General features: G+C 70.7%; 20 protein-coding genes and 1 riboswitch. Of the genes, 10 read left to right on the top strand and 10 right to left on the bottom strand.

Annotated features, from left to right (window positions below; genetic code table 11):
• Positions 1–56: 56 nt before the first annotated feature.
• Both AC1QRC_RS13570 and AC1QRC_RS13565 read right to left on the bottom strand, forming a co-directional pair.
• Positions 57–1,499, bottom strand: coding sequence for an AbgT family transporter (locus AC1QRC_RS13570; RefSeq protein ID WP_484203814.1), 1,443 nt, complete (start codon positions 1,497–1,499; stop codon positions 57–59).
• Positions 1,500–1,655: 156 nt separating this feature from the next.
• Positions 1,656–2,993, bottom strand: a complete 1,338-nt coding sequence (locus AC1QRC_RS13565) for a M20 family metallopeptidase (protein WP_484203813.1) — start codon at positions 2,991–2,993, stop codon at positions 1,656–1,658.
• A 95-nt stretch (positions 2,994–3,088) separates the two neighbouring features.
• Here AC1QRC_RS13565 and AC1QRC_RS13560 point away from each other — a divergent pair, with 95 nt between their 5' ends.
• The 7 genes from AC1QRC_RS13560 (at position 3,089) to AC1QRC_RS13530 (ending at position 11,598) form a co-directional block, all read left to right on the top strand.
• Complete coding sequence (locus AC1QRC_RS13560; RefSeq protein ID WP_484203812.1) at positions 3,089–4,213, top strand: glycosyltransferase family 4 protein; 1,125 nt, start codon at positions 3,089–3,091, stop codon at positions 4,211–4,213.
• A gap of 48 nt (positions 4,214–4,261) precedes the next feature.
• Complete coding sequence (locus AC1QRC_RS13555; RefSeq protein WP_484203811.1) at positions 4,262–5,575, top strand: nucleotide sugar dehydrogenase; 1,314 nt, start codon at positions 4,262–4,264, stop codon at positions 5,573–5,575.
• Positions 5,572–7,578, top strand: a complete 2,007-nt coding sequence (locus AC1QRC_RS13550) for a DUF6541 family protein (RefSeq protein WP_484203810.1) — start codon at positions 5,572–5,574, stop codon at positions 7,576–7,578. The genes AC1QRC_RS13555 and AC1QRC_RS13550 overlap by 4 nt, the downstream gene beginning before the upstream one ends.
• 252 nt (positions 7,579–7,830) lie before the next feature.
• A complete protein-coding gene (locus AC1QRC_RS13545; RefSeq protein WP_484206646.1) occupies positions 7,831–8,475 on the top strand; it encodes an ABC transporter permease in 645 nt (214 codons plus the stop codon).
• On the top strand, positions 8,472–9,758 hold the full coding sequence (locus tag AC1QRC_RS13540; protein WP_484203809.1) for an ABC transporter ATP-binding protein: 1,287 nt from the start codon (positions 8,472–8,474) through the stop codon (positions 9,756–9,758). Before AC1QRC_RS13545 ends, AC1QRC_RS13540 begins: the two co-directional genes overlap by 4 nt.
• A complete protein-coding gene (locus AC1QRC_RS13535; protein WP_484203808.1) occupies positions 9,755–10,558 on the top strand; it encodes an ABC transporter permease in 804 nt (267 codons plus the stop codon). The genes AC1QRC_RS13540 and AC1QRC_RS13535 overlap by 4 nt, the downstream gene beginning before the upstream one ends.
• A 2-nt stretch (positions 10,559–10,560) precedes the next feature.
• On the top strand, positions 10,561–11,598 hold the full coding sequence (locus tag AC1QRC_RS13530) for a glycine betaine ABC transporter substrate-binding protein (RefSeq protein ID WP_484203807.1): 1,038 nt from the start codon (positions 10,561–10,563) through the stop codon (positions 11,596–11,598).
• On the opposite strand, the gene AC1QRC_RS13525 is transcribed toward AC1QRC_RS13530, so the two are convergent.
• Positions 11,564–11,734: a hypothetical protein gene (locus tag AC1QRC_RS13525; protein WP_484203806.1), complete on the bottom strand. Its 171-nt coding sequence runs from the start codon at positions 11,732–11,734 to the stop codon at positions 11,564–11,566. The genes AC1QRC_RS13530 and AC1QRC_RS13525 overlap by 35 nt on opposite strands.
• Before the next feature lie 104 nt (positions 11,735–11,838).
• Here AC1QRC_RS13525 and AC1QRC_RS13520 point away from each other — a divergent pair, with 104 nt between their 5' ends.
• The gene (locus AC1QRC_RS13520; protein WP_484203805.1) at positions 11,839–12,717 is read left to right on the top strand and encodes a DUF2268 domain-containing putative Zn-dependent protease; all 879 of its coding nucleotides are present in this window, start codon (positions 11,839–11,841) and stop codon (positions 12,715–12,717) included.
• A gap of 27 nt (positions 12,718–12,744) precedes the next feature.
• Here AC1QRC_RS13520 and AC1QRC_RS13515 read toward each other — a convergent pair whose 3' ends face one another.
• The 6 genes from AC1QRC_RS13515 to AC1QRC_RS13490 form a co-directional block, all read right to left on the bottom strand.
• Entirely contained in the window at positions 12,745–13,758 is a 1,014-nt protein-coding gene (locus AC1QRC_RS13515; protein WP_484203804.1) for a ribonucleotide-diphosphate reductase subunit beta, read from the bottom strand.
• Between the two features lie 33 nt (positions 13,759–13,791).
• Complete coding sequence (locus tag AC1QRC_RS13510; protein ID WP_484203803.1) at positions 13,792–16,401, bottom strand: ribonucleoside-diphosphate reductase subunit alpha; 2,610 nt, start codon at positions 16,399–16,401, stop codon at positions 13,792–13,794.
• A 137-nt stretch (positions 16,402–16,538) separates the two neighbouring features.
• Positions 16,539–16,758, bottom strand: a riboswitch (cobalamin riboswitch).
• Positions 16,759–16,866: 108 nt separating this feature from the next.
• Positions 16,867–17,643, bottom strand: a complete 777-nt coding sequence (locus AC1QRC_RS13505; protein WP_484203802.1) for a glycerophosphodiester phosphodiesterase family protein — start codon at positions 17,641–17,643, stop codon at positions 16,867–16,869.
• 33 nt (positions 17,644–17,676) lie between these two features.
• Positions 17,677–19,206: a helix-turn-helix domain-containing protein gene (locus AC1QRC_RS13500; protein ID WP_484203801.1), complete on the bottom strand. Its 1,530-nt coding sequence runs from the start codon at positions 19,204–19,206 to the stop codon at positions 17,677–17,679.
• A 34-nt stretch (positions 19,207–19,240) separates the two neighbouring features.
• Positions 19,241–20,557, bottom strand: coding sequence for an HRDC domain-containing protein (locus AC1QRC_RS13495; RefSeq protein WP_484203800.1), 1,317 nt, complete (start codon positions 20,555–20,557; stop codon positions 19,241–19,243).
• 8 nt (positions 20,558–20,565) lie between these two features.
• Complete coding sequence (locus AC1QRC_RS13490) at positions 20,566–21,183, bottom strand: DUF3000 domain-containing protein (protein ID WP_484203799.1); 618 nt, start codon at positions 21,181–21,183, stop codon at positions 20,566–20,568.
• A gap of 73 nt (positions 21,184–21,256) precedes the next feature.
• On the opposite strand from AC1QRC_RS13490, the gene hemE reads away from it, so the two are divergent.
• On the top strand, positions 21,257–22,306 hold the full coding sequence (gene hemE / locus AC1QRC_RS13485) for a uroporphyrinogen decarboxylase (RefSeq protein ID WP_484203798.1): 1,050 nt from the start codon (positions 21,257–21,259) through the stop codon (positions 22,304–22,306).
• On the opposite strand, the gene yczE is transcribed toward hemE, so the two are convergent.
• Positions 22,285–22,962 carry a membrane protein YczE gene (yczE, locus tag AC1QRC_RS13480; RefSeq protein ID WP_484203797.1) on the bottom strand — a complete coding sequence of 226 codons (678 nt, stop codon included), beginning with the start codon at positions 22,960–22,962 and terminating at the stop codon, positions 22,285–22,287. The two genes, hemE and yczE, sit on opposite strands and share 22 nt — an antisense overlap.
• Before the next feature lie 54 nt (positions 22,963–23,016).
• On the opposite strand from yczE, the gene hemG reads away from it, so the two are divergent.
• Positions 23,017–24,438, top strand: coding sequence for a protoporphyrinogen oxidase (gene hemG / locus AC1QRC_RS13475; RefSeq protein WP_484203796.1), 1,422 nt, complete (start codon positions 23,017–23,019; stop codon positions 24,436–24,438).
• The last annotated feature ends 38 nt before the right edge of the window (positions 24,439–24,476 follow it).

Here is a 24,476-nt window from a genome sequence, read left to right as displayed (position 1 = left end):
CGCCAGGTCACGCGTCCGGTGGGGGGTTGGGAGCGCCAGGTGGTGCGTCCGGTCAATTAGGGGGCGATCATGATGCCGTTGCCGGGGCCGAGGGGGAGGTCGGCGAAGTAGAAGATCGACAGGATGATCGCCCAGGACATCCAGAAGACGACCGTGAAGGGGATCATCCGGGCGATGATGGTGCCGAAGCCCGCCTCCGGCTCGTATCGGCGCAGCATGGTGAGCAGCACGATCATGTAGGGGTTCAGCGGGGTCAGGATCTGGGTGGCGGAGTCACCGACGCGGAAGGCTGCCTGGGAGAAGGCCGGCTCGAAGCCGAGCAGGGCGAACATCGGCACGAAAACCGCCGCCATCAGGGTCCACAGCGAGGATCCCGAGATGATGAACAGATTCAGCACCGAGGCCAGCACGATGAACAGCAGGATCGCCGGGTAGCCGGTGAGGCTCGCCGCCTCCAGGCCCTCGGCGCCGGCCACCGCGATCCAGGAGCCCAGCCCGGACCAGTTGAACAGGGCGATGAACTGACCCAGGATAAAGGCCAGCACCAGGAACGACATCATGTCGCCCAGCGCCTGACCCATCAGCTTCGGCACGTCCTTACCGTTCTTCACCGTGCCCACGACGGCGCCATAGACCAGGCCGGGGACCAGGAAGAGGATGAAGACGATGAAGGTGATCGAGTTCAGCAGCGGGGAGGTCGGCAGGAACCCGCCCTCCTCGTTGCGCCACGGGGAGTCCGGGAACACGAACGCGACGGCGAGGAGCACCGCCAGGGCGACGCCGCTCAGGACCGCCCACTTCACACCCTTGGACTCGACCGCGGTCAGCTCGGCGGTCATCACCTCGGCCGTCGCGTGTCCCTCCGACTGGTCGTCCTCGGCGATGATCTCCTCGTCGTTGACACCCTGCCGGGTGAGCCGGGGCTCCAGCACCTTGTCGATGAGCCACCCCGCGGCGAGCATCAGCACGATGGCGGAGACGATGTTGAAGTAGTAGTTGGACACCGGGTTGACCGGGGCCCCCGGGTTGGGCAGCACCTCGGTGACGGCCGTGGTGATCCCGGCGAAGAGTGCGTCCAGGCTGGTGGGCACCACGTTGGTGGAGTAGCCGGCACCCGCCGCGGCGAAGCCACCGATCAGACCGGCCACCGGGTGCCGCCCGGCGGCCTTGAAGACCATGGCAGCCAGCGGGGGGACCACGACGAAGACCGCGTCGGCCATCACCGAGCCGATGACGCCGACGACCCCCACGGCATACGGCAGGGCCCACCGGGGTGCACTGGACATGGTGCGCCGGATCAGGGCGGCCAGCAGTCCCGACTTCTCCGCGACGCCGACACCGAGCAGGATCGTGAGTACGGTGACCAGGGGCGGGAAGCCGAGGTAGTTCGGGCCGACGTTCTCGGTCAGCCAGACCAGGCCCTCACCGGTGAACAGTCCCTTGATCTCGGTGACCTCGTCGGCGCCGGGGATCTGCACGGTGATGCCCGCCCACGCCATGCCCGGTGGAGACCACCGCCACGATGACGAAGAGGCCGACGAAGAGCATGAACGGGTCGGGCAGCTTGTTGCCCACCCGTCTCGACCCCGTTGAGGATCCGGTTCAGGCGCGAGTCGCCCGCGTTGCTGGTCTGCGCGGTCATTGGTGGGTGCCTCTCAGTCGAAGTAGTGCGGCACGTCCAGGGGGCCGCCCTGGTCCGCGAACTCTTGGTGGACGGAGCGCTGCAGGTCACTGTCGGACAGGTAGTCCAGGGCGGTCAGCGCCAGGCCGACCGCGCCGTCGACGGCGCCGTCCTCGGCCTCCCGGGTGGCGGCTGCCGCCGCGAAATCCCGGGTGTGCAGGGCGACCTCCGGCGGGGCGATCTTGAGCAACGGGTGGATGCCCGGCACCCGGAAGCTGACGTTGCCGAAGTCGGTGGAGGCGGCGATCGTCTCCGAGACCACGCCCAGCGGCAGCGGGTCCCGGCCGCGGCGGCGCTGCGCCTCGACCCAGCGGCCGGTCAGGGCGTTGTTGGTGCGGATCGGCAGGGACGGCGGGTAGGCGTCCCAGGAGACCTCGACGCTGGTGCCGGTCATCAGCGCGGCACCGTGGGCGATGTCGTCGAGCCGGGCGCTGAGGTCCTTGAGGGTCTCGACGTACTTGGACCGGGCATACAACTGCACCACGGCCTTCTCGGTGATCACGCTGGCCCGGGTGCCACCCTCGGTGATGACCGCGTGGACCCGGTCGACCGGCGGCAGCTGTTGCCGCAGCAGGCCCACCGCCTGGTAGGCCAGGGTGGCGGCGTCCAGGGCGTTGCGCCCCATGAACGGCTGGGCCGAGGCGTGGGCCGGGACACCGCTGAACTCCCACCGCAGCAGCCGGCGGCCCAGCCAGACCTGGTCGGCCAGGTCGTAGCCATAAGGGTGGACCATGATGGCCGCGTCCACGTCGTCGAAAGCGCCCTCGCGGGCCAGCAGTTCCTTGCCAGTGTGCCCCTCCTCCGCCGGCGTGCCCAGCAGCACGACGCGCCCGGGGAAGGCGTCGGGGCGCTCGTCGAGAGTGCGGGCCAGCGCGAGGAAGGCACCGACACCGGTCGCGGCGATCACGTTGTGCCCGCAGGCATGGCCGACCTCCGGCAGCGCGTCGTACTCCGCGAGGATCGCGATGGTCGAGCCGGTGTCCCCGGACCCGATCTCCGCGCGGAACGCCGTCTCCAGCCCGTGCACCCCCAGCGTCGCCGTGATGCCGTGCCGGCTGAGCACCTCCACCAGCGTGGCCGCGCTGCGGTGCTCCTGGTAGGCGGTCTCGGGGTCGCCGTGGAGGGTGTGCACGATGTGGGTGAGGTCGTCCCGGAGCGCCTCCGCCGCCTGCTCCACCGCGGTCGAGATCTCGTCCGGGGCGCCCGCGAAGGGGGAGGGGTCCGCCACGGCGTTGCGCAACCGGGCGACGGTCTCGGTCTCGAGCTGGTCGAGGTAGGCGGTGCTGGGGGCCAGGGAGGGCTCGCGGCTCATGGGTCAGCACTGTATGCAGACGCGCACCCCCTCGCGCAACGGTGAGCAACCGGCTGGTGCTGTGGGTTTCCCCACAGCCGGGTAGGTTGCCGCCCATGCGTGTGCTCGCCGTGACGACCTGGTTCCCGAGCCCTCGCGGCGCCTCCACCGGGGCGTTCGTGGTCAAGGACGCCCGGGCGATCGCAGGCCCGGATCACGAGGTCGCCGTGGTGCACCTGTGCCCGCCGCACCAGTGGGAGCCGACCTGGGCCCGGGACGGCTCGGAGCAGCACATCGTCGAGGGGTTGCCGGTCACCCGGATCCCCATGTCGACCTCGGACCCCCGGCAGATCGCCGCCGCGGGGCGGGCGCTGCGCGGGCTCACGCAGGGCGCAGACGTGGTCCACACCATGGCCTTCTCGGCGCTGCTGCCGCTGGCCTGGTGGCGGCCCGACGCCCCGTGGGTGCACACCGAGCACTGGTCGGGCCTGACCGCCCCGCAGACCCTGCCGCCCACCTGGCGCCGGGCGCTGCCCGCGCTGCGCCGCCTGCACCGGCGCCCCGACGTGGTCACCGCGGTCTGTGAGTACCTCGCCGACCCGATCCGCGAGGTCCGCGGCGACGCCCCGGTGAGCGTCGTGCCCTGCATCGTGCCCGTGCCCGACCCGGTGCCCGATCGCTCGACCCGCCAGGGCCGGCTGCGCCTGGTCTCGGTCGGCGGGCTGATCGAGCGCAAGGACCCCGTGCTGGCCGTCGACGTGCTCGCCGAGCTGCTCTTCCGCGGGCACGACGCCCGCCTCACTCTCGTCGGCGAGGGCCCGCTCCGCAGCGTCATCGGGGAGCGCGCCCGGCTGCTGGACGTCGCGGCCCGGGTCGAGCTGACCGGCCCCCTCGACGGCGCCGGGGTGCTGCGCGAGCTGGCCCGTGCCGACCTGTTCCTGGGTCCGACGCGGGGCGACAACTTCTTCGTCTCCTGCGCCGAGGCGCTCGTCGCCGGCCGTCCCGTGGTCGTCGGCGCCACCGGCGGCCAGGGGGAGTACATCGACCCCGCGGTCGGCCAGACCGTCGACGTCCAGGAGGCCGGGGCCTACGCCGACGCGGTCGAGGCGGTGCTGCAGCGGACCGCCGGACTGAGCGCCCAGGACATCTCGGACACGGTCGGGCAACGCTTCTCGGTGCCGGCCGTCGCCGACGGCTACCACTCCGCATACGAGCGCGCCGTTTCGTCCCGGACCGGCTAGCCCGCATATCCTCGGGATCACCGCACCACCTCGGAGCACAGGAGTGTCATGAAGATCGCCGTTGTCGCGCTGGGCAAGATCGGGTTGCCACTGGCGGTGCAGTTCGCCGATGCCGGCCACGAGGTCGTCGGGGTGGACGTGAACGCCCAGGTCGTCGACCTGGTGAACCAGGGGACCGAGCCGTTCCCGGGGGAGGCGCACCTGCAGGACAAGCTGTCCGAGCTGGTGCCGGCGGGACGGCTGCAGGCCACCACCTCGTATGCCGAGGCGATCCCGGGTGCTGACGCGGTGGTGCTCGTGGTGCCGCTGTTCGTCGACGAGGCGACTGGAGCGCCCGACTTCGGGTGGATGGACGAGGCCACGCAGAGTCTGGCGGAGCACCTCACGGCCGGCACGCTGATCTCGTACGAGACGACGCTGCCGGTGGGCACCACCCGCGGCCGCTGGAAGCCGATGATCGAGCAGATCTCGGGGTTGACCGAGGGGTCGGACGACGGGTTCCACCTGGTCTTCTCCCCGGAGCGTGTGCTCACCGGGCGGGTCTTCGAGGACCTGCGCCGCTACCCCAAGCTGGTCGGCGGGCTCACCGAGGCCGGCACCGAGGCCGCCGTGCGGTTCTACGAGGCGGTGCTCACCTTCGACGAGCGCGAGGACCTGCCCCGCCCCAACGGCGTGTGGGACATGGGCAGCGCCGAGGCCGCCGAGATGGCCAAGCTGGCCGAGACCACCTACCGCGACGTCAACATCGGGCTGGCCAACCAGTTCGCGGTGTTCGCCGACTCGGTCGGGATCGACGTGCGCAAGGTGATCGAGGCCTGCAACTCCCAGCCGTTCTCCCACATCCACCAGCCGGGCATCGCCGTCGGGGGCCACTGCATCCCCGTCTACCCACGGCTCTACCTGTCGACCGACCCGGACGCCACCGTGGTGTCGACCGCCCGGGCGGCCAACGCCGCGATGCCCGAGTACGCCGTCACCCGCGCCGAGGCGCTGCTGGGTGACCTGTCGGGCCTGCGCGCCGTGGTGCTGGGCGCCTCCTACCGAGGCAAGGTGAAGGAGACCGCGTTCTCCGGGGTGTTCCCCACGGTCACCGCGCTGGAGGCCCGCGGCGCGACCGTCACCGTGCACGACCCGATGTACACCGACGAGGAGCTGACGGCATACGGCTGGAGCCCCTACCACCTGGGCGAGCCGGTGGACGTGGCCTTCGTCCAGGCCGACCACCCCGAGTACGCCACCCTGTCCGCGGCCGACCTGCCCGGCCTGCGGCTGCTGCTGGACGGGCGCCGGATCACCGACCCGGAGCGGTTCACCGGCATCCCCCGCCTCACCATCGGCGGGGGTGAACCGGTCACCGCATGAGTTGGTGGGTGGTGGTCCCCGGCCTGTTCGTGATGGCCGGGCTGTGGGTGCTCCCCGGGTATGCCGTGCTGCGGGCCCTCGGGGTGCGTGGCCTGGTGGCCTGGGGTGCGGGCCCGGCACTGACGTCCGGCGCCGCGGGGATCCTGGCGATCGGATATGACCGGCTGGGGATCGGGTGGTCGCTGGGGTCCTTCCTGGCGGGTTGCCTGGTGCTGGTCGCGGTGGCGGCGCTGATCGGGTGGCGGCTGGGCACGATGAACGACCCGGTGGGGGAGCGCCTCGCCGGCGAGCACCGGATGTCGATGCGGGAGCGGCGCTGGCTGGCGCTGACCTGCCTGGTGGGAGGCGGCACCCTCGCCGCGGCCATGATGACCGGGATCGGGCGGCCCGACATGCCGCTGCAGGCCTGGGACGGGGTCTATCACCTGAACGCCGTGTGGGTGATCCAGGAGTACGGCAACGCCTCGAGCCTGGGCGGGATGGCGCCGCTGTATGCCGACACGATCGCCCCCTACTACCCGACGGTGTGGCACAGCATCGTCGCCGTCGTGCCCGGCTTCGGCGGGGTGAGCGCGGCGGCGAACGCCTCCTCGATCGTGCTCGGCACCGTGATCTGGATCGGCGGGCTGGTGGCGCTGAGCCGGGTGGTCTGGCCTGGCCGGCCGTTGCCGGTGATCTTCACCCCGCTGCTGGCCGCGACGTATGTCGCCTTCCCCGCCGTGGCGGTGTCCATGCTGGGGGTGTGGCCGTTCGCGGTAAGCGTGGCGTGCCTGCCGGGGACCCTGGCGCTGCTCATCGTCGCGCTGCGTGGTGACCAGCCGTGGCGGCTGCACCTGGCCCACCTGCTGGGATTCCTGGGGGCCCTGTCGGGGGTCGTGCTGGCGCACGGGTCCGGGCTGTTCTCGATCGTGCTGCTGGCGGCGCCCCTGATTGCCGTGCTGCTGGGTCGCCAGGGGCGACGCTTCTGGCGACGCGGCCACCGGGTGCCGGTGGCGCTGGCCGGGATCGCCCTGGTGGCCGGCGCGATCGGTCTCACCGTGTTCCTGCTGAACTTCCCGCCGTTGCAGGCCATCGTGGGCTACGAGCGGGGCGGTCAGGACCACTACTGGGGGGCGATCGGCTCGATCCTCATCGACCACCCGCTGATCTACGTCTACCCGTTCCTGTCCTTCAACGCCGTGGTCACCGCCCTCGTCTTCGTCGGGGTCTGGATCACGATCCGGCACACCCACGCCCGGTGGTTGGTGGTGGCGCTGATCGCGACCTGGGTGCTGACCCTGCTCGCGGCCGGCCCGCCGGAGAACCCGCTGCGGGTGCTCGCCGGCTTCTGGTACACCCAGGCGTCCCGGCTCAACCAGCTCCTCGTCATACCGGCCATCGTGCTGGCGGCAGGAGGTGCGGCGCTGGTGGCGCGCAAGGTGGCCGACCGCTTCTCCCTCGGGATCGTCAAGGGTGCCCTCGCCCTCGCGGTGGTGGTCGTGCTGGCCACCTTCGGGCTGCGCTGGCCGACCCAGGTGACGGTGATGTCGTCGGTCTACTCGACCTGGCCCATCGCGTGGGGGACCATGATCGACTCCTACGAGGAGCTGGAGATGATCGACCGGGCCGCCGACGTGCTGCCCGAGGATGCAGTCGTGCTGGGGGAGCCGGTCAACGGCTCGGCTTTCCTGCTGCACCGCAGCGACGTCTCCGTCGTCTTCCCCCAGCTGACCCCGATCGCCGGCTCCCCGGAGCGACTCCTGCTCGCCGAGAACTTCGACCGCGTGGTCCCGGGTCCGGCGGCCGACCACGGGTGGTGGAAGGATCCGGAGGTGTGCGAGGCCGTCCGGTCCCTGGGCGTCACCCACGTGTATGCGGACGACCTCACCTTCGAGGAGGGCGGCAAGTGGGAGGAGACGACCCAGGGGCTCTATCAGGTGGACACCGGCCGGGACGGGTTCGGCGAGCTCGTCGACTCCGGCGGCCAGGCGAGCCTGTGGCGTTTCACCGGCTGCGACTCCTAGCCCATTTTCGTAGCGAGTTTGTCGCCCGATTCCCTATTTTCGTAGCGACTTTGTCGGTGAAAGGGGGGCGCAAATCCGCTACGAAAAGTGCAGACGCGGCAACAAACCCGCTACGAAAATTGGGGGAGGGGACACGCCGGTCGTCGCCATCGGTCGCGGTGAGGCGCGACCTGTGGTTGTGTTGTACGCACCATTTTTGCTGCGGGCGGACCGAAACCGTGGTGACCACGCCGGACTGAGGTGACCTGGATCGTGTGGGAGTTCATCAGTGCCCGCAGCACGGATATCCTGACGCACGCCTTCCAGCACGCCAACCTGGTCTTCCAGGCGGTGCTCATCGCCACCGTGATCGCCGTCGCGCTGGCCGTGGTGATCACCCGGCTGCCCAAACTGGAACCCGTGGCCAACGCGGTCTCGGCCATCGGGCTGACCATCCCCTCCTTCGCCCTCGTCGGGTTGCTGTTGCCGGTCTCGGGGCTGGGCACCCCCACGGCCCTGCTCTGCGTCATCTTCTACGCGGTTCTGCCGATCCTGCGCAACGCGGTGGTGGGGCTGCAGGGGGTGGACAAGATCCTGTTGGAGTCCTCCCGCGGCATGGGGATGACCGAACTGGGCACCCTGCTGCGGGTCCGGATCCCGCTGGCCTGGCCCGTGATCCTGGCCGGGGTGCGCATCTCGATGCAGATGTCGATGGGCATCGCGGCCATCGCCGCCTACGTGCTCGGCCCCGGGCTGGGTGGCTACATCTTCACCGGCCTGGCACAGACCGGCGGCGTCAACGCGGTCAACTACGCCCTCGTGGGCACCGTCGGCATCGTCATCATCGCCCTCATCGCCGACCTGTTGCTGCTGCTCCTCGGCCGCCTCACCATCTCGAAGGGAATCCGTGTCTCATGACTGACCAGGCACCGAACGACGCTGCCGCAGCCCAGGACGTCAGTGGCGCGGAGATCCGACTTGAGAACGTCGTGAAGAAGTATGCGGGGCAGAAGGTTGCGGCCGTACGTGACCTGACGCTGACGGTGCCCGCGGGCGAGATCGTGATGTTCATCGGTCCCTCCGGGTGTGGCAAGACCACCTCGCTGAAGATGATCAACCGGCTGATCGAGCCCACGTCCGGGACGATCAGCATCGACGGCAAGGATGTCCGGGGGCAGGACGCCAACTCGTTGCGCCGCACCATCGGCTACGTCATCCAGGGCGGCAGCCTGTTCCCGCACATGACCGTCGGGACCAACGTGGCGGTCGTCCCGAAGATGCTGGGGTGGGACGCCTCCCGGATCAGCGAGCGCGTCGACGAACTGCTGGAGCTGGTGGGGCTGGACCCGGCCCGGTATCGCGACCGCTACCCGCGGGAGTTGTCGGGCGGTCAGCAGCAGCGGGTGGGGGTGGCCCGCGGCCTGGCAGCGGACCCGCCGGTGATCCTGATGGACGAGCCCTTCGGCGCGGTCGACCCGATCACCCGGCAGCGGCTGCAGGACGAGCTGATCAGCATCCAGCGCGAGCTGGGCAAGACCATCGTGTGCGTCTCGCACGACATCGACGAGGCGATCAAGCTGGGGGACCGGATCGCGATCTTCCAGGAGGGGGCGCAGGTCGCGCAGTACGACACCCCGGAGAACATCCTGGCCGCCCCGGCCAACGATTTCGTCGCCGACTTCGTGGGTGCCGGCTCCTCACTCAAGCAGCTCTCCCTCGCGCGGGTGTCCGAGCTGGAACTCAAGGAGGCCACCACGGCCCGGATCGGGGACTCCTCCGCGGAGGCGATCGCCCGTGCGGAGGCGGCGGGCGACCCCGCCATCGTGGTGCTCGACGAGCGCAACCGCCCCGTCGCCTGGCCCTGGTTGCGTCAGGTGCGCCAGTCCGAGGAAGTCGTCGGCCGTCCTCGCGAGGACCTGGTCACCCTCGACACGCGCGCCACCCTCAACGACGCGCTGGACACGATGCTCACGGCGACTCACTCCCGGGCGATCGTCACCGGCGACCGCGACGAGTACCTCGGCATCATCAGCTTCGGCAGCGTCACCGAGCACATGCGGGCCGCCGAACAGACGGCCGAGGCCAACGTCGAGAAGTTGCGCAGCGAGCAGCACCCGGACGACATCGACGACGCGGCCGCGCCGGCCCAGGCGCCCGAGGCGGCGCAGTGCCGAGTGGCCGAGCGGCGAGGTCGGACATGAGCGAGCAGACCGCCCCCACCGGCGAGGAGGTGGACCAGGCACCCGCCACCCGGCGGCGCGGCGCCCGTGTGGTGACGCGGGAGACCGCGACCATGCTGGTGGTCCCGCCGCTGCTGGTGGCACTGGCGTTCGGCGGCTACGTGCTGTGGCGGCAGACGGCCGACCTGGACAGCGTCGAGGAGAACCAGCTGCGCTGGTCCGAGGTCAACCAGCTGATCTGGGAGCACGTGCAGCTGACCTTCGTCTCCGCGGCAGTGGTCGTCCTGGTCGCCGTCCCGCTGGGGATCATCCTGACCCGGGGGCGGTTCCGTGCCGCCTCGCCCGTTGTGGTCGGCATCGCCAACGCGGGGCAGGCCGCACCCTCGGTCGGTCTCATCGTGCTGCTCTTCCTGTGGCTGGGCGGCGGCTTCTGGACCGCCATCTTTGCGCTCAGCCTCTATGGCATCCTGCCCGTCCTGCGCAACACGATCACCGGCATCCAGGGCGTCGACCCCACTCTGGTCGAGGCGGGACGCGGCGTCGGGATGACCCAGGCCGCGACGTTGTTCCGGATCGAGCTGCCGCTCGCCGTGCCGGTCATCATGGCGGGTGTGCGCACCGCGCTGGTGCTGCTCGCCGGCACCGCGTCCCTGGCCTGCTTCATCGACGCCGGTGGTCTGGGCGAGATCCTGCAGACCGGGATCTCCCTGTTCCGCTTCTCGCTCATGGTGACTGGGGCGCTGCTCATCGCCCTGCTCGCCCTCGTCATCGAGTGGCTGGGCCGCCTGCTCGAGCTGGCCACCCGGCCGAAGGGGATCTGACGGTGAAGGTGCGTCACGGCATACGACGGGCAGCCCTGGTGCTGGCCCCCGCCCTCGTGCTGGCGGGGTGCGGACTGGGCACGGCCGGCGGGCAGATCCACAGCAGCGCGCTGATCGGCGACCTGGAGGGGACCGACCTGAGCGGGCTGGAGATCAGCATCGGCTCCAAGAACTTCAGCGAGAACGTGATCCTGGGCAAGATGGCGGTGACCCTGCTGGCCTCCGGGGGTGCGGACGTCACCGACCTGACCAACATCCCCGGCAGCGCCGCGGCTCGACAGGCCCAGATCGAGGGCCAGATCGACGCGATGTGGGAGTACACCGGCACCGGCTGGATCACCTACCTGGGGCACGACGACCCGATCGCCGACGAGCAGGGACAGTACGAGGCTGTCCGCGACGAGGACCTGGACCTGAACCGCCTGGTGTGGCTGCCGCCGGCGCCGATGAACAACACCTACGGGTTCGCGGTGACCCAGGACGTGGCGGACGAGTTCGGGATCACCAAGCTCTCGGAGATCCAGGACATCCCGGTGGAGGAGCGCACCTTCTGCGTCGAGTCGGAGTTCACCAACCGGCCCGACGGCCTGCCCGGGATGCTGGAGACCTACGACATCCCGCAGGGCGACTCCGACGGGGTGCCGGAGGACAACCTGCGGACCTACCAGACGGGTGCGATCTACGACGCGACCGCCAGCGGAGCCTGCAACTTCGGTGAGGTGTTCACCACCGACGGGCGCATCGTGGCGCTGGACCTGGTGGTGCTGGAGGACGACCGGGAGTACTTCCCGAAGTACAACGTGTCCCTGGTGATCCGCGAGGAGGTGCTCGAGGAGCACCCGGGGCTGGAGGAGCTCTTCGCCCCCGTCACCGAGAAACTGACCGACGAGGTGCTGCTTGCAGCTCAACGCGCGGGTGGACGTGGACGGCGAGGAGCCCGGGGACGTCGCCTTCGAGTGGCTCCAGGAGGAGGGCTTCGTCGAGTAGCCCCCTCGTCGCGGGGTCCTAGCGCTGCGCGAGCCGGAGCGCTTTCTCGGTGAAGTAGGTCACCGCGCCGTCGTCGTCCTCGACCCCGATGACCATCTTGCCCGCTGGCGTGGCACGGACGTCGACGACCGCGCCCTGCCCGTGGGGGGTGAGCACCTGGGCTCCTGGCGTCATGATGGACTCGCTCATGCCTGTGAGTATGCGGGCTGCCCGCGCCGTCCGCCTCCCCCCTGAGACGGAGGGCGGCGAAACCTGTTGACCCTCACGCAGCGTCGCTGCCTACCGTGGGCGCCATGACGATCACCGTTCTGGACACCGACCAGCAGATGCACGACATCCTGGCCGCCCCCGCCGCAGACCGGCCCGAGCTGGTGCGTCGGATGGCCGAGCCAGCGGCCGGGCTCTACCGCTACTTCCCGGGTGAGGTCGACCTGGTGGCGATGCACGGGATGGGCGGCGGCTTCCCCCTGGACCGGGACGAGGAGCGGTGCCGGGCGGCGCTGGCCACGATGCGGGAGGCCGACGTCTGGGGCCGGGTCGGTCAGGCACTGGAGGACGGCCTCGGGCGACTGCAGGCCGCGGTGCCGGGGTTTGAGGTCCCCGACCTCACGGCATACATCGTGCTGGGCGACCCGGGTAACAGCTACTTCATGGACCACGCCCTGGGGATGACCGCCAACGGCAGCGTCACCGGCTACCTCGCGCTGACCTTCTGGCCGTTCGAGGAGGTGCTCGCCCGGGTGGAGGCGACGGCCGTGCACGAACTGCATCACAACGTGCGGTTCGCCCCCGGCGGTGCCACCTGGGATCCGGCCACGGTGACGGTCGGCGACCACGTGGTGTCCGAGGGGCTGGCCGACGCCTTCGCCCGGCAGGTCTACGGCGACGACCTCGGCTACGCCCGGATAGGGGTGCCGCACCTGGACGACGACGAGGTGTTCGCCAAGGTCGTCTCCGGCCTGGACGTGACCGGCATGGAGAACTTCGGTGCCTGGGTGCTGGGGGACGAGGCCGCCAGGGCGTTCGGCGGCAACCCCGTGGGGCTGCCGACCGGTGCCGGCTACGCCGCGGGCAACCGGATCGTCGACCGCTACCTGGCGGCGACCGGCAGGACGGCCGCCGAGGCGGTCCACGACCCTGCCCGGGAGATCCTCGAGATCGCCCTGGCATAGCGGGACCGCCCCGGCTAGACGCCGCGGTCAGTGCGCCCGGGCGTTCACCTCGTAGGAGGTGTTGGTGGACTCGAAGAAGTTCACCAGCTCCAGGGTGTCGTTGGCCGCGGCCATCCACTTGGCGGGGTTCGCCACCCGGTAGTGCGGGTCGAAGCCGAGCTCCTCCAGCCGGCGGTCGGCCAGGTACTTCACGTACTGGTTGATGTAGTCGGCGTTGAGCCCGAGGATGCCGTTGGGCAGCAGGTCCCTGTTGTACTGCTCCTCCATCTCGACCCCGTCGAGCACCATCTGCCGGATCTCGGCGGCGAACTCCTCGGTCGCGATCTCCGGGTTCTCCTCCAGCACGGTGAGGATCAGGTTGATGCCGAACTTCAGGTGCAGGCTCTCGTCCCGCACGATCCAGTCGATCAGCGAACCGAAGTTGCGCAGCAGGTTCCGCTGCCGGAAGCTCAGCGCCACCATGAAGCCGGAGTAGAACCAGATGCCCTCCAGGATCACGTTGTAGGCCACCAGGTTGCGCACGAAGTCCTGCTTGCCCTCGACCGTGGTGATGTCCAGGGTCTGCTCGGTCATCCGCCGGATGTAACGGACCTCGAACTCCTCCTTGGCCGCCATCGAGGGCACCGTGACGTGCGACTCGTAGGCCTGCTCCCGGTCCACCGGGAACGTCTCAAGCACGTACTCGAAGGCCATGCAGTGGTTGGCCTCCTCCCACATCTGCTTGGCCAGGTAGAGGTGGCACTCGGCGGCGTTGACGTAGGGGTAGACCCCGAAGGCCAGGGCCTTGTTGACGAGCAGCTCGTTGGGGTTGAAGTAGCTCATCAGGAAGGTCAGCGCGTGCCGCTCCTCCTGCGTCATCCGCTCGAAGTCGCCCAGGTCCTCCCCGAGCTGGATCTCGTTGGGGAACCAGGTGTTGGCCACGGCCTGGTTGTAGAGGTCGTAGGCCCACGGGTAGGTGACCGGCTTGAGCAGCAGGCCCTCCTGGATGCCGGTGCCGAGGATGCCCCGGGCGGTGGTGGTCGGTGTGGTGTCGGTGGTCATGTCAGGTCCTTTCGGGTATGCCGAGGGCGTGGCTCACTGGCAGGAGTCGCACTGCAGGCGTTCCTGCGGGTCGATCGGGCACGCCTGCCCGTCGATGAGGTCGAGTTGGGTCGCCTCCTCCGGGGCGGTCACCGGCTCGGCGACCGCCTCGGCGACGGGAGCGGGGGGTGCCGCCGCCGGCGCTGCGGCACCGAACCCACGACGGGCTCCACCCGCCGCGCCGGCACCGCTGCCGGCGCCCGCTCCTCCGAAGCCGCGGCGGGGTGCCCCGGCGCCACCGGACTGCTCGGCCTTGTTGACCCGCACGGTGGACTGCTCAGCCTGGTGCCGCGGCATCATGTGCAGGTAGTAGGTGGTCTTGACACCCATCCGCCAGGCGGCGGAGTAGAGCTCGACCATGTCGCCGACGTCTCGGCTGGCCAGGTAGATGTTGCGGCTGATGGCCTGGTCGATCCACTTCTGGGCACGGGCGGCGACGTGCAGGAACGCGTAGGGGGAGAGCTGGAAGGAGGTGCGGTAGATCTCCTGCAGCTCCGCGGGGACACCCTCGACCTTGGACAGGTCACCCTGGTGGCGCAGCAACTCCTCGCGGACCTGCTCCCACAGCCCGGCGTCCATCAGGTCCTGCACCAGGTTGCGGTTCACCTCCAGGAACTTGCCCGAACTGGTGGACCGGCTGAAGATCTGGCTGAACTGCGGGTCCAGGCCGGGGGTGGTGCCGGCGACCAGGCCGATCGAGGCGGTGGGCGCGATCGCCATCAGCGTGGAGTTGCGGATGCCGCCGGCGACCTTGGCCCGCAGCGTGTCCCAGTCCAGCCGGGTGGTCCGGTCCACGTCGACGGGGGTGCCGCGGTCGGCCTCGAGCAGGTCCAGGGAGTCGACCGGCACCAGCCCCTCGCTCCACCGGCTCCCCGCGAAGTTGGGGTAGGCGCCGCGTTCCCGGGCCAGGTCGGCACTGGCGTCGATGGCGTGCCAGGAGACGAACTCCATGATCTCGTCCATCAACTCGTAGGCCTGCTCGGACTCGTAGGAGAAGCCGAACCGCTCGACGATGTCGGTGAAGCCCATCACGCCCAGGCCCAGCGCCCGGTTGAGCTCGTTGGACCGCTCGGACTCCGGCACGGAGCTGATCGTGATGTCGATCAGGTTGTCGAGCTGACGGACCGCCAGCCGGGTGGACTCGGCCAGGCGGTCCCAATCGACCCGGGCCTGCTGCCGGCGGCCGGTGACGTGGCGCGAGAGGTTGACCGAGGCCAGGTTGCAGACGGAGACGTTGTCACGGTCCTGCGGCAGGCAGATCTCGGTGCACAGGTTGGACAGGTGGATCGTCCCGGTGTTGTGGTTCAGCGCCCGGGTGTTGACGGTGTCCTTCCAGGTCAGCCACGGGTGGCTGGTGGTCTGCAGCGAGATCAGGATGGACCGGAACTGCTCGCGGGCCCGCATCCGCCGGTGCCGCAGCTCGCCGGCCTTCGCCCGGGTGACGTACTCGGCATACAGCCTGCTGAACTCCGCACCGGTGGCCTCGACCAGGTCCGGCGTCTCCAGCGGGTCGAAGAGGTACCACTCGTCGTCCCGCTCCACCCGCTTCATGAACTCGTCGGAGATCCACACGGCCGTGTTGGCGGTGCGGGTGCGGCGGTAGGGGTCGCCGGAGTTCTGCCGCAGGTCCAGGAACTGCGGGAAGTCCAGGTGCCAGTTCTCCATGTAGAAGCACAGCGCGCCGAACTTCTTGCCCCCGCGGCTGACGGCCCGCAGCGTTGAGTCGATGGTGTGCATGAACGGGATCGGGCCGGTCGAGGTCGTGTTGTTGGACCGGATCGGGCTGCCCTCGGAGCGCAGCTTGGTGACCGACAGGCCAATGCCGCCGGTGCCCTTGGTCAGCCACATGACGTCGCGCACGCTCTTGGCGATGTGCTCGATGTCGTCCTCCATCTGCATCACGAAGCAGTTGGACAGCTGGCTGTAGGACGTGCCGGCGTTAACCAGGGTGGAGCCGGCCGCGAGGTACTCCAGCCGGGACATCTTGTCGTAGAACGAGAGCGCGGCGGTCGTCGGGTCGTCCTCGTTGAGCGACAGGCCCATCGAGACGCGCATCCAGAAGTACTGCGGCACCTCCAGGGGCGTGCGGTCGGGGCCGGTCAGCAGGTAGCGGTTGCGCATCGTCTGCGCCCCGATGAAGCGCAGCAGGTCATCGCGCGAGGGGTCCAGCGCCTCCGCGAGCCGCTCCAGGTCGAAGACCTCGCCGAGACGGCGGTCGAGCTGGCCGGAGCGCACCGCCTGCTCGACGTAGCCGGGGAACCCAGCGCGGTGCAGCTTGGCGATGGTGCTGGGGTCGACGTCGCCGAACAGGTCGTGGGTCTCCCCGAACACGGCTTTGTAGAGCGACTTCACCAGCAGGCGGGAGGCGATCGTGTCGTAGGCCGGGTCGTCCTTGACGTTCTGCAGCGCCACCTGGATGACCGCCTGGTCCAGCTCCTCGCTGGTGATGCCGTCGAACAGGGTGATCTCCAGCTCGGACTGCAGCTGGGTGGTGCGCGTGATCGCGTCGTCCAGACCCCGGGCTGCTGCCTCGATGGACCGGGCGACCTCGTACCCGTCGTATGCCGTGCGCGTGCCGTCGCGCTTGATGACCGTGATGCTCATCGGTTCACCCCTCGTGAACTCAAGAAAGCGGAGCGAGCCCGTATGCCGAGGGGAGGGGAGGGCGGGACGCCTGACCGCCCGCGGGCGGTCGCGTCGGGCCCTGACCGTCCCACGCGGCCGCGGACCACCGCCGTCGTCGGGACGGCAGTGCACTGGCAGGTCTTCGGACTCACGGGCCGGACCTGTTGCCAGGTCGCCTACTGTTCGCCGCTTCCCGGACCTGGGTGGTCCAGTGCTGGATGACGAAGGTCGTTCCCGTTCACCGCTGCGGGGCAGTCCCGGAGTCTCACCGGGTTCCCTCTTGCGACGACCACCACCCCGAGGGGAAGCGGCCGAACCAGCTGCGTGCGCCACTATATACACGAAATGACATCGATGTAACCCCCCACATCTTGTGTCTCGACCGGACGGGTGGCCTGGCGGTCCCCACCGCGACCGGACGGGTGGCCTGGCGGCCCGTACCTCCTAGGCCCAGGTGCCTCGGTCCTGCAGCACCTGCTTGAGCAGGTCCGCACGATCCGTCACGAGTCCGTCGACGCCCATGTCCAGCAGCCGGTGCATCGCGGGGACCTCGTTGACGGTCCACACGTGGACCTGCACGCCCACGGCGTGGGCTGCCTCGACCGTAGCCGGGCTGACGACCTTCACCCTGCCGAAGTCCTCCGGGACCTGCAGGCAGTCGATGCCCCTCAGCACCCGGCGCAGCGCCTGGCTCCGCTGGCGGGGCAGGCGGGCCGCCCCGAGGAAACGGGCCACGGTCCGCTGTCCCCCGGAGGTCGCGACCGGGCGGCTGAGCCGGCGTAGCGCTGCAACCCGCCGACGGTCAGAGAACGAGGTGACACACACGCGGTCGTGCGCCTTGGTGCGCTCGATGGCCCGGACCAGGGGGACGATCGCGCCGGCAGTCTTGATGTCGATGTTGACCTTCAGGTCGGGCCAGGTGTGCAGGATCTCCTCCAGCCTGGGGACTGGCTCGGTGCCGCCGATCCGTGCCTTGCTGATCTCGGCCCACGGCATCCCGGTGATGGAGCCTGTCGCATCGGTGACGCGGTCCAGTCGCGTGTCGTGGAAGGCCACGAGCACCCCGTCCTGCGTGGCATGCACGTCGGTCTCCACATACTCGTAGCCCAGCGCCACCGCCGAGGCGAACGCCGCCATCGAGTTCTCCAGCCCCTCCTGGGAGAAGCCGCGGTGGGCCAACGGGATCGGACCGCCGTGCTCCAGATATGTGGTGGCTGTCACAGCGCCCAAACTACCCGACGGTCGGGCGAGGGGTCAGATATCGCGGAAGGTCTGGATGCTGGCGCCGAGATTGTTCAGGCGGGTGGCCAGGTCCTCGTAGCCGCGGTTGATCACATAGACGTTGCGCAGCACCGAGACCCCGGGGGCGGCGAGCATCGCCAGCAGGATCACGACACCCGGGCGCAGCGCGGGCGGGCACATGATCTCGCCGGCGCGCCACTTGGTGGGGCCCTCAACCATCACCCGGTGCGGGTCCATCAGGTGCACCTTGGCGCCGAGCGTCGTGAGCTCGGTGAGGTAGATGGCGCGGTTCTCATAGACCCAGTCGTGGATCATCGTGGAGCCCTCGGCGCAGGCGGCGATGATCGCGAAGAACGGCAGGTTGTCGATGTTGAGCCCGGGGAAGGGCAGCGGGTGGATCTTGTCCAGCGGCGCCTTGAGTGGACCGGGGACGGTGCGCAGGTCGACCAGCCGGGTGAACCCGTTGGCGGAGGTGTACTCCTCGCTCAGCTCGTACTGCAGCCCCATCGTGTCGAGCACCGCCAGCTCGATCTCCATGAACTCCACGGGGACCCGCTTGATGGTGATCTCGCTGCCCGTGACGACGCCCGCGGCGAGCAGCGACATCGCCTCGATCGGGTCCTCGGACGGGGAGTACTCGACGTCGACGTCGATCTCCTCGACGCCGGTGACGGTCAGCGTGGTGGTGCCGATGCCCTCGACCTTGACCCCGAGCACGCGGAGGAAGACGCACAGGTCCTGCACCATGTAGTTGGGGGAGGCGTTGCGGATCACGGTCGTGCCCGGGTGGCGGGCGGCCGCAAGGAGGACGTTCTCGGTGACGGTGTCGCCCCGCTCGGTGAGCACGATGGGTCGGGTGGGACGCCGGGAGGGGTCGACGGTCGCGTGGTAGGACCCCTGGGTGGCGGTGACGTCGAGGCCGAACTGGCGCAGCGCGGTCATGTGCGGCTCGACGGTGCGGGTGCCGAGGTCACAGCCGCCGGCGTAGGGCAACTCGAAGTTGTCGAACTCGTGCAGCAGCGGGCCCAGGAACATGATGATCGTGCGGGTGCGCCGGGCGGCGGCCTCATCCATCGACTCCAGCTCGATGCGGGCTGGCGGCACGATCTCCAGGTCGTTGCTGTCGCCGAGCCAGCGGATCTTGTAGCCGAGGCTGGTCAGCACCTCGGTGATCCGGTTGACCTCCTCGATCCGCGCCAGGTTGCGCAGCGTCGTGCGGCCCTTGTTCAGCAGGGAGCCGCACAGCAGGGCGACCGCAGCGTTCTTGGAGGTGCGCACGTCGATCTCGCCGGACAGCTTGACGCCACCGGTGATCCGGAGGTTCTGCGGGACGGCGCTGCCGACCGAGACGATTTCGGAGTCCAGACTCTCCCCGATGCGGGCGAGCATCTCCAGGGACAGGTTCTGCTTGCCCTGCTCGATCCGGGCAATGGCACTCTGGCTGGTGCCGAGCAGGCCGGCGAGCTCGGCCTGCGTGAGCTCCTTGTGGCGGCGCGCGTCCCGGATGAGGTTGCCGATGCGCGACAGGTAGGTCTCGGTCATGGCGCCATGGTAGATCACATATGAGATATTCGGGTCACCGACCGGCGGGGTGCTCGGCAATCGCCTCGGTCAGGATGGGCGCGACCAGGTCGATCTGCCAGGGCCGGGCACCGTGCTCGCGCAGGACTGCCGCGATATCCGGTATGCCGATCCCGTCCCCCTCGGCAGGGGTCGGGGGCTCCCACAGGACACGGCGCACCGTGTCGGGGGTCAGCAGGTTCTCCACCGGGATGCGGTGCTCCTCGGACAGCGCCGCCAGGTCCTCCCGGGCACGGGTCAGACGCGCCGCGGCCACGGGGTCGCGGTCGGCCCAGGCGCGGGCCGGGGGCGGGCCATCGGTGCGCCGGGTGAGCTCGGGCAACTCCTGGTCCGGCAGGTCACTGGCATACCGGATCGCCCCCAACCAGTCGCGCTGGTAGCGGGACAGGCCCTGGTGGGCGCGCCGCTGCCGCGAGCGGGTGGTCTCCGCGCTGCGCTCGGCGGTGAGGGCTGCGGCGGTCTTCGGCGCACGCGAGGCGAGGTCGATGAGGGTGGCGTCGGGCAGCACCCGTCCGGGGGAGACATCGCGCTCCTGGGCAATCTCGTCGCGGACCAGCCACAGCTCCCGGACCAGGGCGGCGGCGCGGCGGTTGCGGATCCGGTGCATGCCGGAGGTGCGTCGCCACGGGTCGGGCCGCGGCCCGGTGCCGGTGAAGCTGGCCAGGGCCTGGAACTCCTGGGCGGCCCACTCCGCCTTGCCCTGCGCCACCAGGTCCTGCTCCACGGCATCGCGCAACTCCACGAGCAGCTCCACATCGAGCGCGGCGTAGCGCAACCACGGCTCCGGCAGGGGGCGGCTGGACCAGTCGACGGCGGAGTGCTCCTTGGCCAGGCTGACCTGGAGGTAGTGCTCGAGCGCCGCGGCGAGGCCCACCTTGGGCAGGCCCGCCAGCCGGGCGCCGAGCTCGGTGTCGAACAGCGTGCTCGGGCGCATCCCGATCTCGGCCAGGCACGGGATGTCCTGGGTCGCGGCGTGCAGCACCCACTCGGTGCCGGCGAGGGTGTGGCCCAGCGCGGCGAGGTCCTCGAAGGGGACCGGGTCGATGAGCCAGGTGCCGGCGCCCTGGCGGCGCAGCTGCACGAGGTAGGCACGCTGGCCGTACCGGTAGCCCGAGGCCCGTTCGGCGTCGACCGCGACGGGGCCGGTGCCCTCGCTGATGGCCGCGACGGCGTCCTGCAACGCGCGGTGGTCGGCGACGAGTTCGGGCAGTCCGTCGCGGGGCTCGGTCAGGTGCTCGACGGGGGGCGGGTCCGCGGGCACGTCGGCGCCGGTGGTCGGGCTGGTCGGGTCGTCGGGTCGGGGCTGGCTCATTTCCCCGGTCACCGGCGGGGCCCAGGCATCGGGACGACCCCGTCCGGCAGCGGCGGCAGGCCCGCGATGGTGCACAACAGGTCCCCCCAGGCCTGCAGGTGCTGGTCGATCGTGTCACCGTCCAGGGGCGACCAGGACGCCCGGATCTCCATCTCCACCGTCTGGTCGCGGTCCGAGAGCGCGCCGAAGCTCTCCGAGATGACGCAGGTGACGGCCCCGGCCTCGGCGGCGTAGGAGAGCCCGCGGGACTCCAGGGCGTCGGTGAGCCAGGACCAGCCGACCTGGCCCATCATCGGGTCCCCGCCGACCTCGGGCTCCATCGTGGCCTTGGCGTACGTGACGACCCGCCAGACGCTCTCCCACGGCTCGGGCCCGTCAGGGTCGTGGAGCAGGACGAACCTGCCGGTGGCCACCGACTCCTCGTCGTCGCCGCGCACGGGCAGCACCTCACCGGACAGGGCGAGTGCGGCGGGGGCGAGCCGGGTGGGGGCCGGCACCTCCTCGACCTGCAGCTCGGCACGCAACGGTGCCGAGCGCACGGCCTCGACCGCGCGCTCGAATACGGCCGGGTCGTAGGAGGACCCGGCTGCGGCCGTGCGGTCACGGCCCATCTCGATGCGGCTCACCACTGCCTCAGATTATGCCGCACCGGGGGGTCCGGCCGGGTGCCACGCCGTGGGCGCGTGGGAGGATCGGGCAGTGACCCACGCCAGTTCCCCCGCCCCGTCCGACAGCCTGTTGATCCGTGCCGCCCGCGGTGCCGAGGTGGACCGCACCCCCGTCTGGTTCATGCGGCAGGCGGGTCGGTCGCTTCCCGAGTACCGGGAGCTCCGCGCGGGGGTGGGGATGCTGGAGGCCTGCCGGACCCCCGACCTGGTCAGCGAGATCACGATGCAGCCGGTGCGTCGGCACGGGGTCGACGCGGCGATCTTCTTCAGCGACATCGTGGTGCCGCTGCACGCCGTCGGCGTGGACCTGGACATCGTGGCGGGCGTCGGCCCCGTGGTCGCACAGCCCTTCCGCACCCGTGCCGACCTCGACCGGTTGCCGGAGCTGTCGGCCGACGCGGTGCCCGACATCGCCGAGTCCGTGGCCCGGACGGTGGCGGCGCTCGGGGGCACCCCGCTGATCGGCTTCGCCGGGGCGCCCTTCACGCTCGCGTCCTACCTGGTCGAGGGCGGCCCGTCCCGGACGCACCAGCACACCAAGGCGTTGATGCACGGGGACCCGCAGCTCTGGTCCGACCTCCTGGCGCGGCTGGCGCAGATCTCCGGCGCCTTCCTGCGGGTGCAGGCCGAGGCCGGCGCCGCCGCAGTGCAGCTCTTCGACTCCTGGGTGGGTGCCCTGCCGCGGGAGGACTACCTGCGCTTCGTGCAGCCGCACAGCCGGGCGGTGCTGGAGGGCGTCGCGGACCTGGGCATCCCCCGGATTCACTTCGGCGTCGGCACGGGTGAGCTGCTACCCCAGATGGCCGAGGCCGGGGCGGACGTGATCGGGGTGGACTACCGGGTCTCCCTCACCGACGCGGTGGACCGCACCCAGGGCCGGTATGCCGTGCAGGGCAACCTGGACCCGGCGTTGCTCTTCGCGCCCTGGGAGGCGCTGGCGGCCGGGGTGCGTGAGGTGGTGGAGCAGGGCAGGTCGGCACCTGGCCACATCTTCAACCTGGGGCACGGGGTGCTTCCCGACACCGATCCGACGGTGCTCACCCGGGTCGTGGGACTGGTTCAGGAGCTGTCCGCACGCTGAGGCGGATGGGGCAACCGGATCACCAGGGGCGGCAGGACGAGCTGGGTCAGCGGTCCGATCGCCATGGCGAACAGCACGGTGCCGACCCCGACCACGCCACCGAGCAGCCAGCCGACCAGCACCACTGAGACCTCGATCCCGGTGCGGATCGTGCGCAGGCTGAACGGCAACACCCGCGGCAACCCCGTCATGAGGCCGTCCCGCGGACCGGGGCCGAGCTGGGCCCCGATGTACAGGCCGGTGCTGACCGCGTTGAGGACGATGCCGCCGATCATCATGGCCAGCTGGGCGGGCAACTCGGTCATCTGGGGCAGCAGCGCCAACGACACGTCGGCCGCGACCCCGACCCAGAGGGCGTTGGCCACGGTGCCGACCCCGGGCATCTCCCGCAGCGGGATCCACAACAGCAGCACCAGGACCGACAGGGCGATGACGATTGCGCCGAAGCTCAGCGGCAGGTGCCGGGCCAGACCGAAGTGCAGGACGTCCCACGGGATCATCCCCAGTCCGGCCCGGATCAGCATGGCCATGGACAGCCCGAACAGGGTCAGGCCGACGAAGAGCTGGAGCAGTCGCACCGGGAGTCGCCCTGCCCGGAGCTGTTGGGCGGGCGTCATCCGGACCAGGCCCAGGGCGGCGGTGTGATCGGTGGCCACGGGGTCATCGTGCCCCACGGGAGTCCGATCGGGCCCGCGGCATACACTCCGACCGTGCCGGATCCGAGCTTTCTCGTCATCGGCGGCGGCATCTCCGGGCTGGCCGCCGCCTGGGAACTGACCCGTCACGTCGCGCCGCACCGGGTCACCGTGCTGGAGGCCACCGGTCGGGTCGGGGGCAAGCTGCGGGGGGCCACCGTGGCCGGCGTGACGCTCGACGTGGGCGCCGAGTCGGTGCTGGCCAGACGCCCGGAGGCCGTGGCGCTGATGCACGAGATCGGCCTCGGCGACGACGTGGTCCACCCCCCGATCCGGGGTTCGTCGATCTGGAGTCGCGGCACGCTGCACCCGATGCCGGGGCGCACCCTGATGGGGGTCCCCGCCGACCCGGCACTGCTGCGCGGCCTGCTCACCGACGAGGAGGTGGCCCGTGCCGGTGCCGAGCACCTGCCCGGGCATGGTGGGACGGACGACCTGAGCGTCGGCGACCTCGTCGCCGCATCGCTCGGGGACGCGGTCGTGGACCGGCTGCTGGAGCCCCTGCTGGGCGGCGTGTATGCGGGCAGGGCGCGGGAGATCTCCACCGCCGCCGCCGTCCCCGCGCTGTGGGAGGCCCACCGCCGGGGGGAGTCGCTGCTCGCGACGGCCGACCGGTTGCTGCCGGAGCCGGAGCCGGGCACCAGCCCCGCCCCGGTCTTCGCCGGCCTGCGCGGCGGGTTGCACCGACTGCCGGCCGCGATGGCCACCGCCCTCGAGGGTCTCGGGGCGCGGGTGCGCACCGGCACCGTCGTGCGCGAGGTGCACCGCGCACCGGACGGGACCGGCTGGCAACTCGTGGCGGGAGCGGTCCCCGAGCCGACGACATACCGGGCGGACCGGCTGGTCATCGCCCTCCCGCCGGCCCCGACCGCGCGGTTGCTCGCCGGTGTGGCCCCCGGCGCGGCAGCGCTCGTGGGCGAGGTCGAGACGGCGTCGATGGCGGTCGTCGCCCTGGCCTTCCGTGCCGCGGACCTGCCCCGGCTGTCCGGCACCGGGCTGCTGGTCCCGCCGGTCGAGGGGCGGGCGGTCAAGGCGGCCACGTTCAGCGCGAACAAGTGGGACTGGGTGGCCCAGGCGGGCCGCGGCGCCGGGCCGGCGGGGGAGGACGTGGCGGTGCTGCGGACCTCCCTGGGGAGGCACCGGGAGGAGGCGACGCTGCAGCGCTCTGATGAGGACCTGGTGGCAGCCTCGCTGGCGGACCTGGCCGACTTCCTGGGGGCAGCGCTGCCGACGCCGCTGGACGCCCTGGTGCAGCGGTGGGGCGGGGGTCTGCCGCAGTATGCCGTGGGGCACCGGGAGCGGGTGGCGGCGGTGCGGTCCGAGGTGGCCGCCATCGCCGGAGTGGAGGTCACCGGGGCCGCCTACGACGGGGTCGGGATCCCGGCCTGCATCGGCGCCGCGAGGGACGCGGCGCGGCGTCTGGTCGCCGGCGGTTGACCCCGCCGTCCCCAGTGCCGGTCGGCCACGGACAATGG

The sequence above is a fragment of the Ornithinicoccus sp. genome (genome assembly GCF_057176825.1).
The sequence above is the reverse complement of the archived record's forward strand: the minus strand, read 5'-3'. Positions and strand labels throughout refer to the sequence as shown.

What these genes read in the sequence shown, in the direction of transcription:
- AC1QRC_RS13525 (WP_484203806.1), bottom strand. Translation starts at nt 11,734, where the DNA reads ATGAGCGAGTCCATCATGACGCCAGGAGCCCAGGTGCTCACCCCCCAC.
- AC1QRC_RS13510 (WP_484203803.1), bottom strand. Translation starts at nt 16,401, where the DNA reads ATGAGCATCACGGTCATCAAGCGCGACGGCACGCGCACGGCATACGAC.
- AC1QRC_RS13570 (WP_484203814.1), bottom strand. Translation starts at nt 1,499, where the DNA reads ATGGCGTGGGCGGGCATCACCGTGCAGATCCCCGGCGCCGACGAGGTC.
- AC1QRC_RS13535 (WP_484203808.1), top strand. Translation starts at nt 9,755, where the DNA reads ATGAGCGAGCAGACCGCCCCCACCGGCGAGGAGGTGGACCAGGCACCC.
- AC1QRC_RS13540 (WP_484203809.1), top strand. Translation starts at nt 8,472, where the DNA reads ATGACTGACCAGGCACCGAACGACGCTGCCGCAGCCCAGGACGTCAGT.
- AC1QRC_RS13520 (WP_484203805.1), top strand. Translation starts at nt 11,839, where the DNA reads ATGACGATCACCGTTCTGGACACCGACCAGCAGATGCACGACATCCTG.
- AC1QRC_RS13560 (WP_484203812.1), top strand. Translation starts at nt 3,089, where the DNA reads ATGCGTGTGCTCGCCGTGACGACCTGGTTCCCGAGCCCTCGCGGCGCC.
- AC1QRC_RS13495 (WP_484203800.1), bottom strand. Translation starts at nt 20,557, where the DNA reads ATGAGCCAGCCCCGACCCGACGACCCGACCAGCCCGACCACCGGCGCC.
- AC1QRC_RS13555 (WP_484203811.1), top strand. Translation starts at nt 4,262, where the DNA reads ATGAAGATCGCCGTTGTCGCGCTGGGCAAGATCGGGTTGCCACTGGCG.
- AC1QRC_RS13515 (WP_484203804.1), bottom strand. Translation starts at nt 13,758, where the DNA reads ATGACCACCGACACCACACCGACCACCACCGCCCGGGGCATCCTCGGC.
- AC1QRC_RS13500 (WP_484203801.1), bottom strand. Translation starts at nt 19,206, where the DNA reads ATGACCGAGACCTACCTGTCGCGCATCGGCAACCTCATCCGGGACGCG.
- AC1QRC_RS13550 (WP_484203810.1), top strand. Translation starts at nt 5,572, where the DNA reads ATGAGTTGGTGGGTGGTGGTCCCCGGCCTGTTCGTGATGGCCGGGCTG.
- AC1QRC_RS13565 (WP_484203813.1), bottom strand. Translation starts at nt 2,993, where the DNA reads ATGAGCCGCGAGCCCTCCCTGGCCCCCAGCACCGCCTACCTCGACCAG.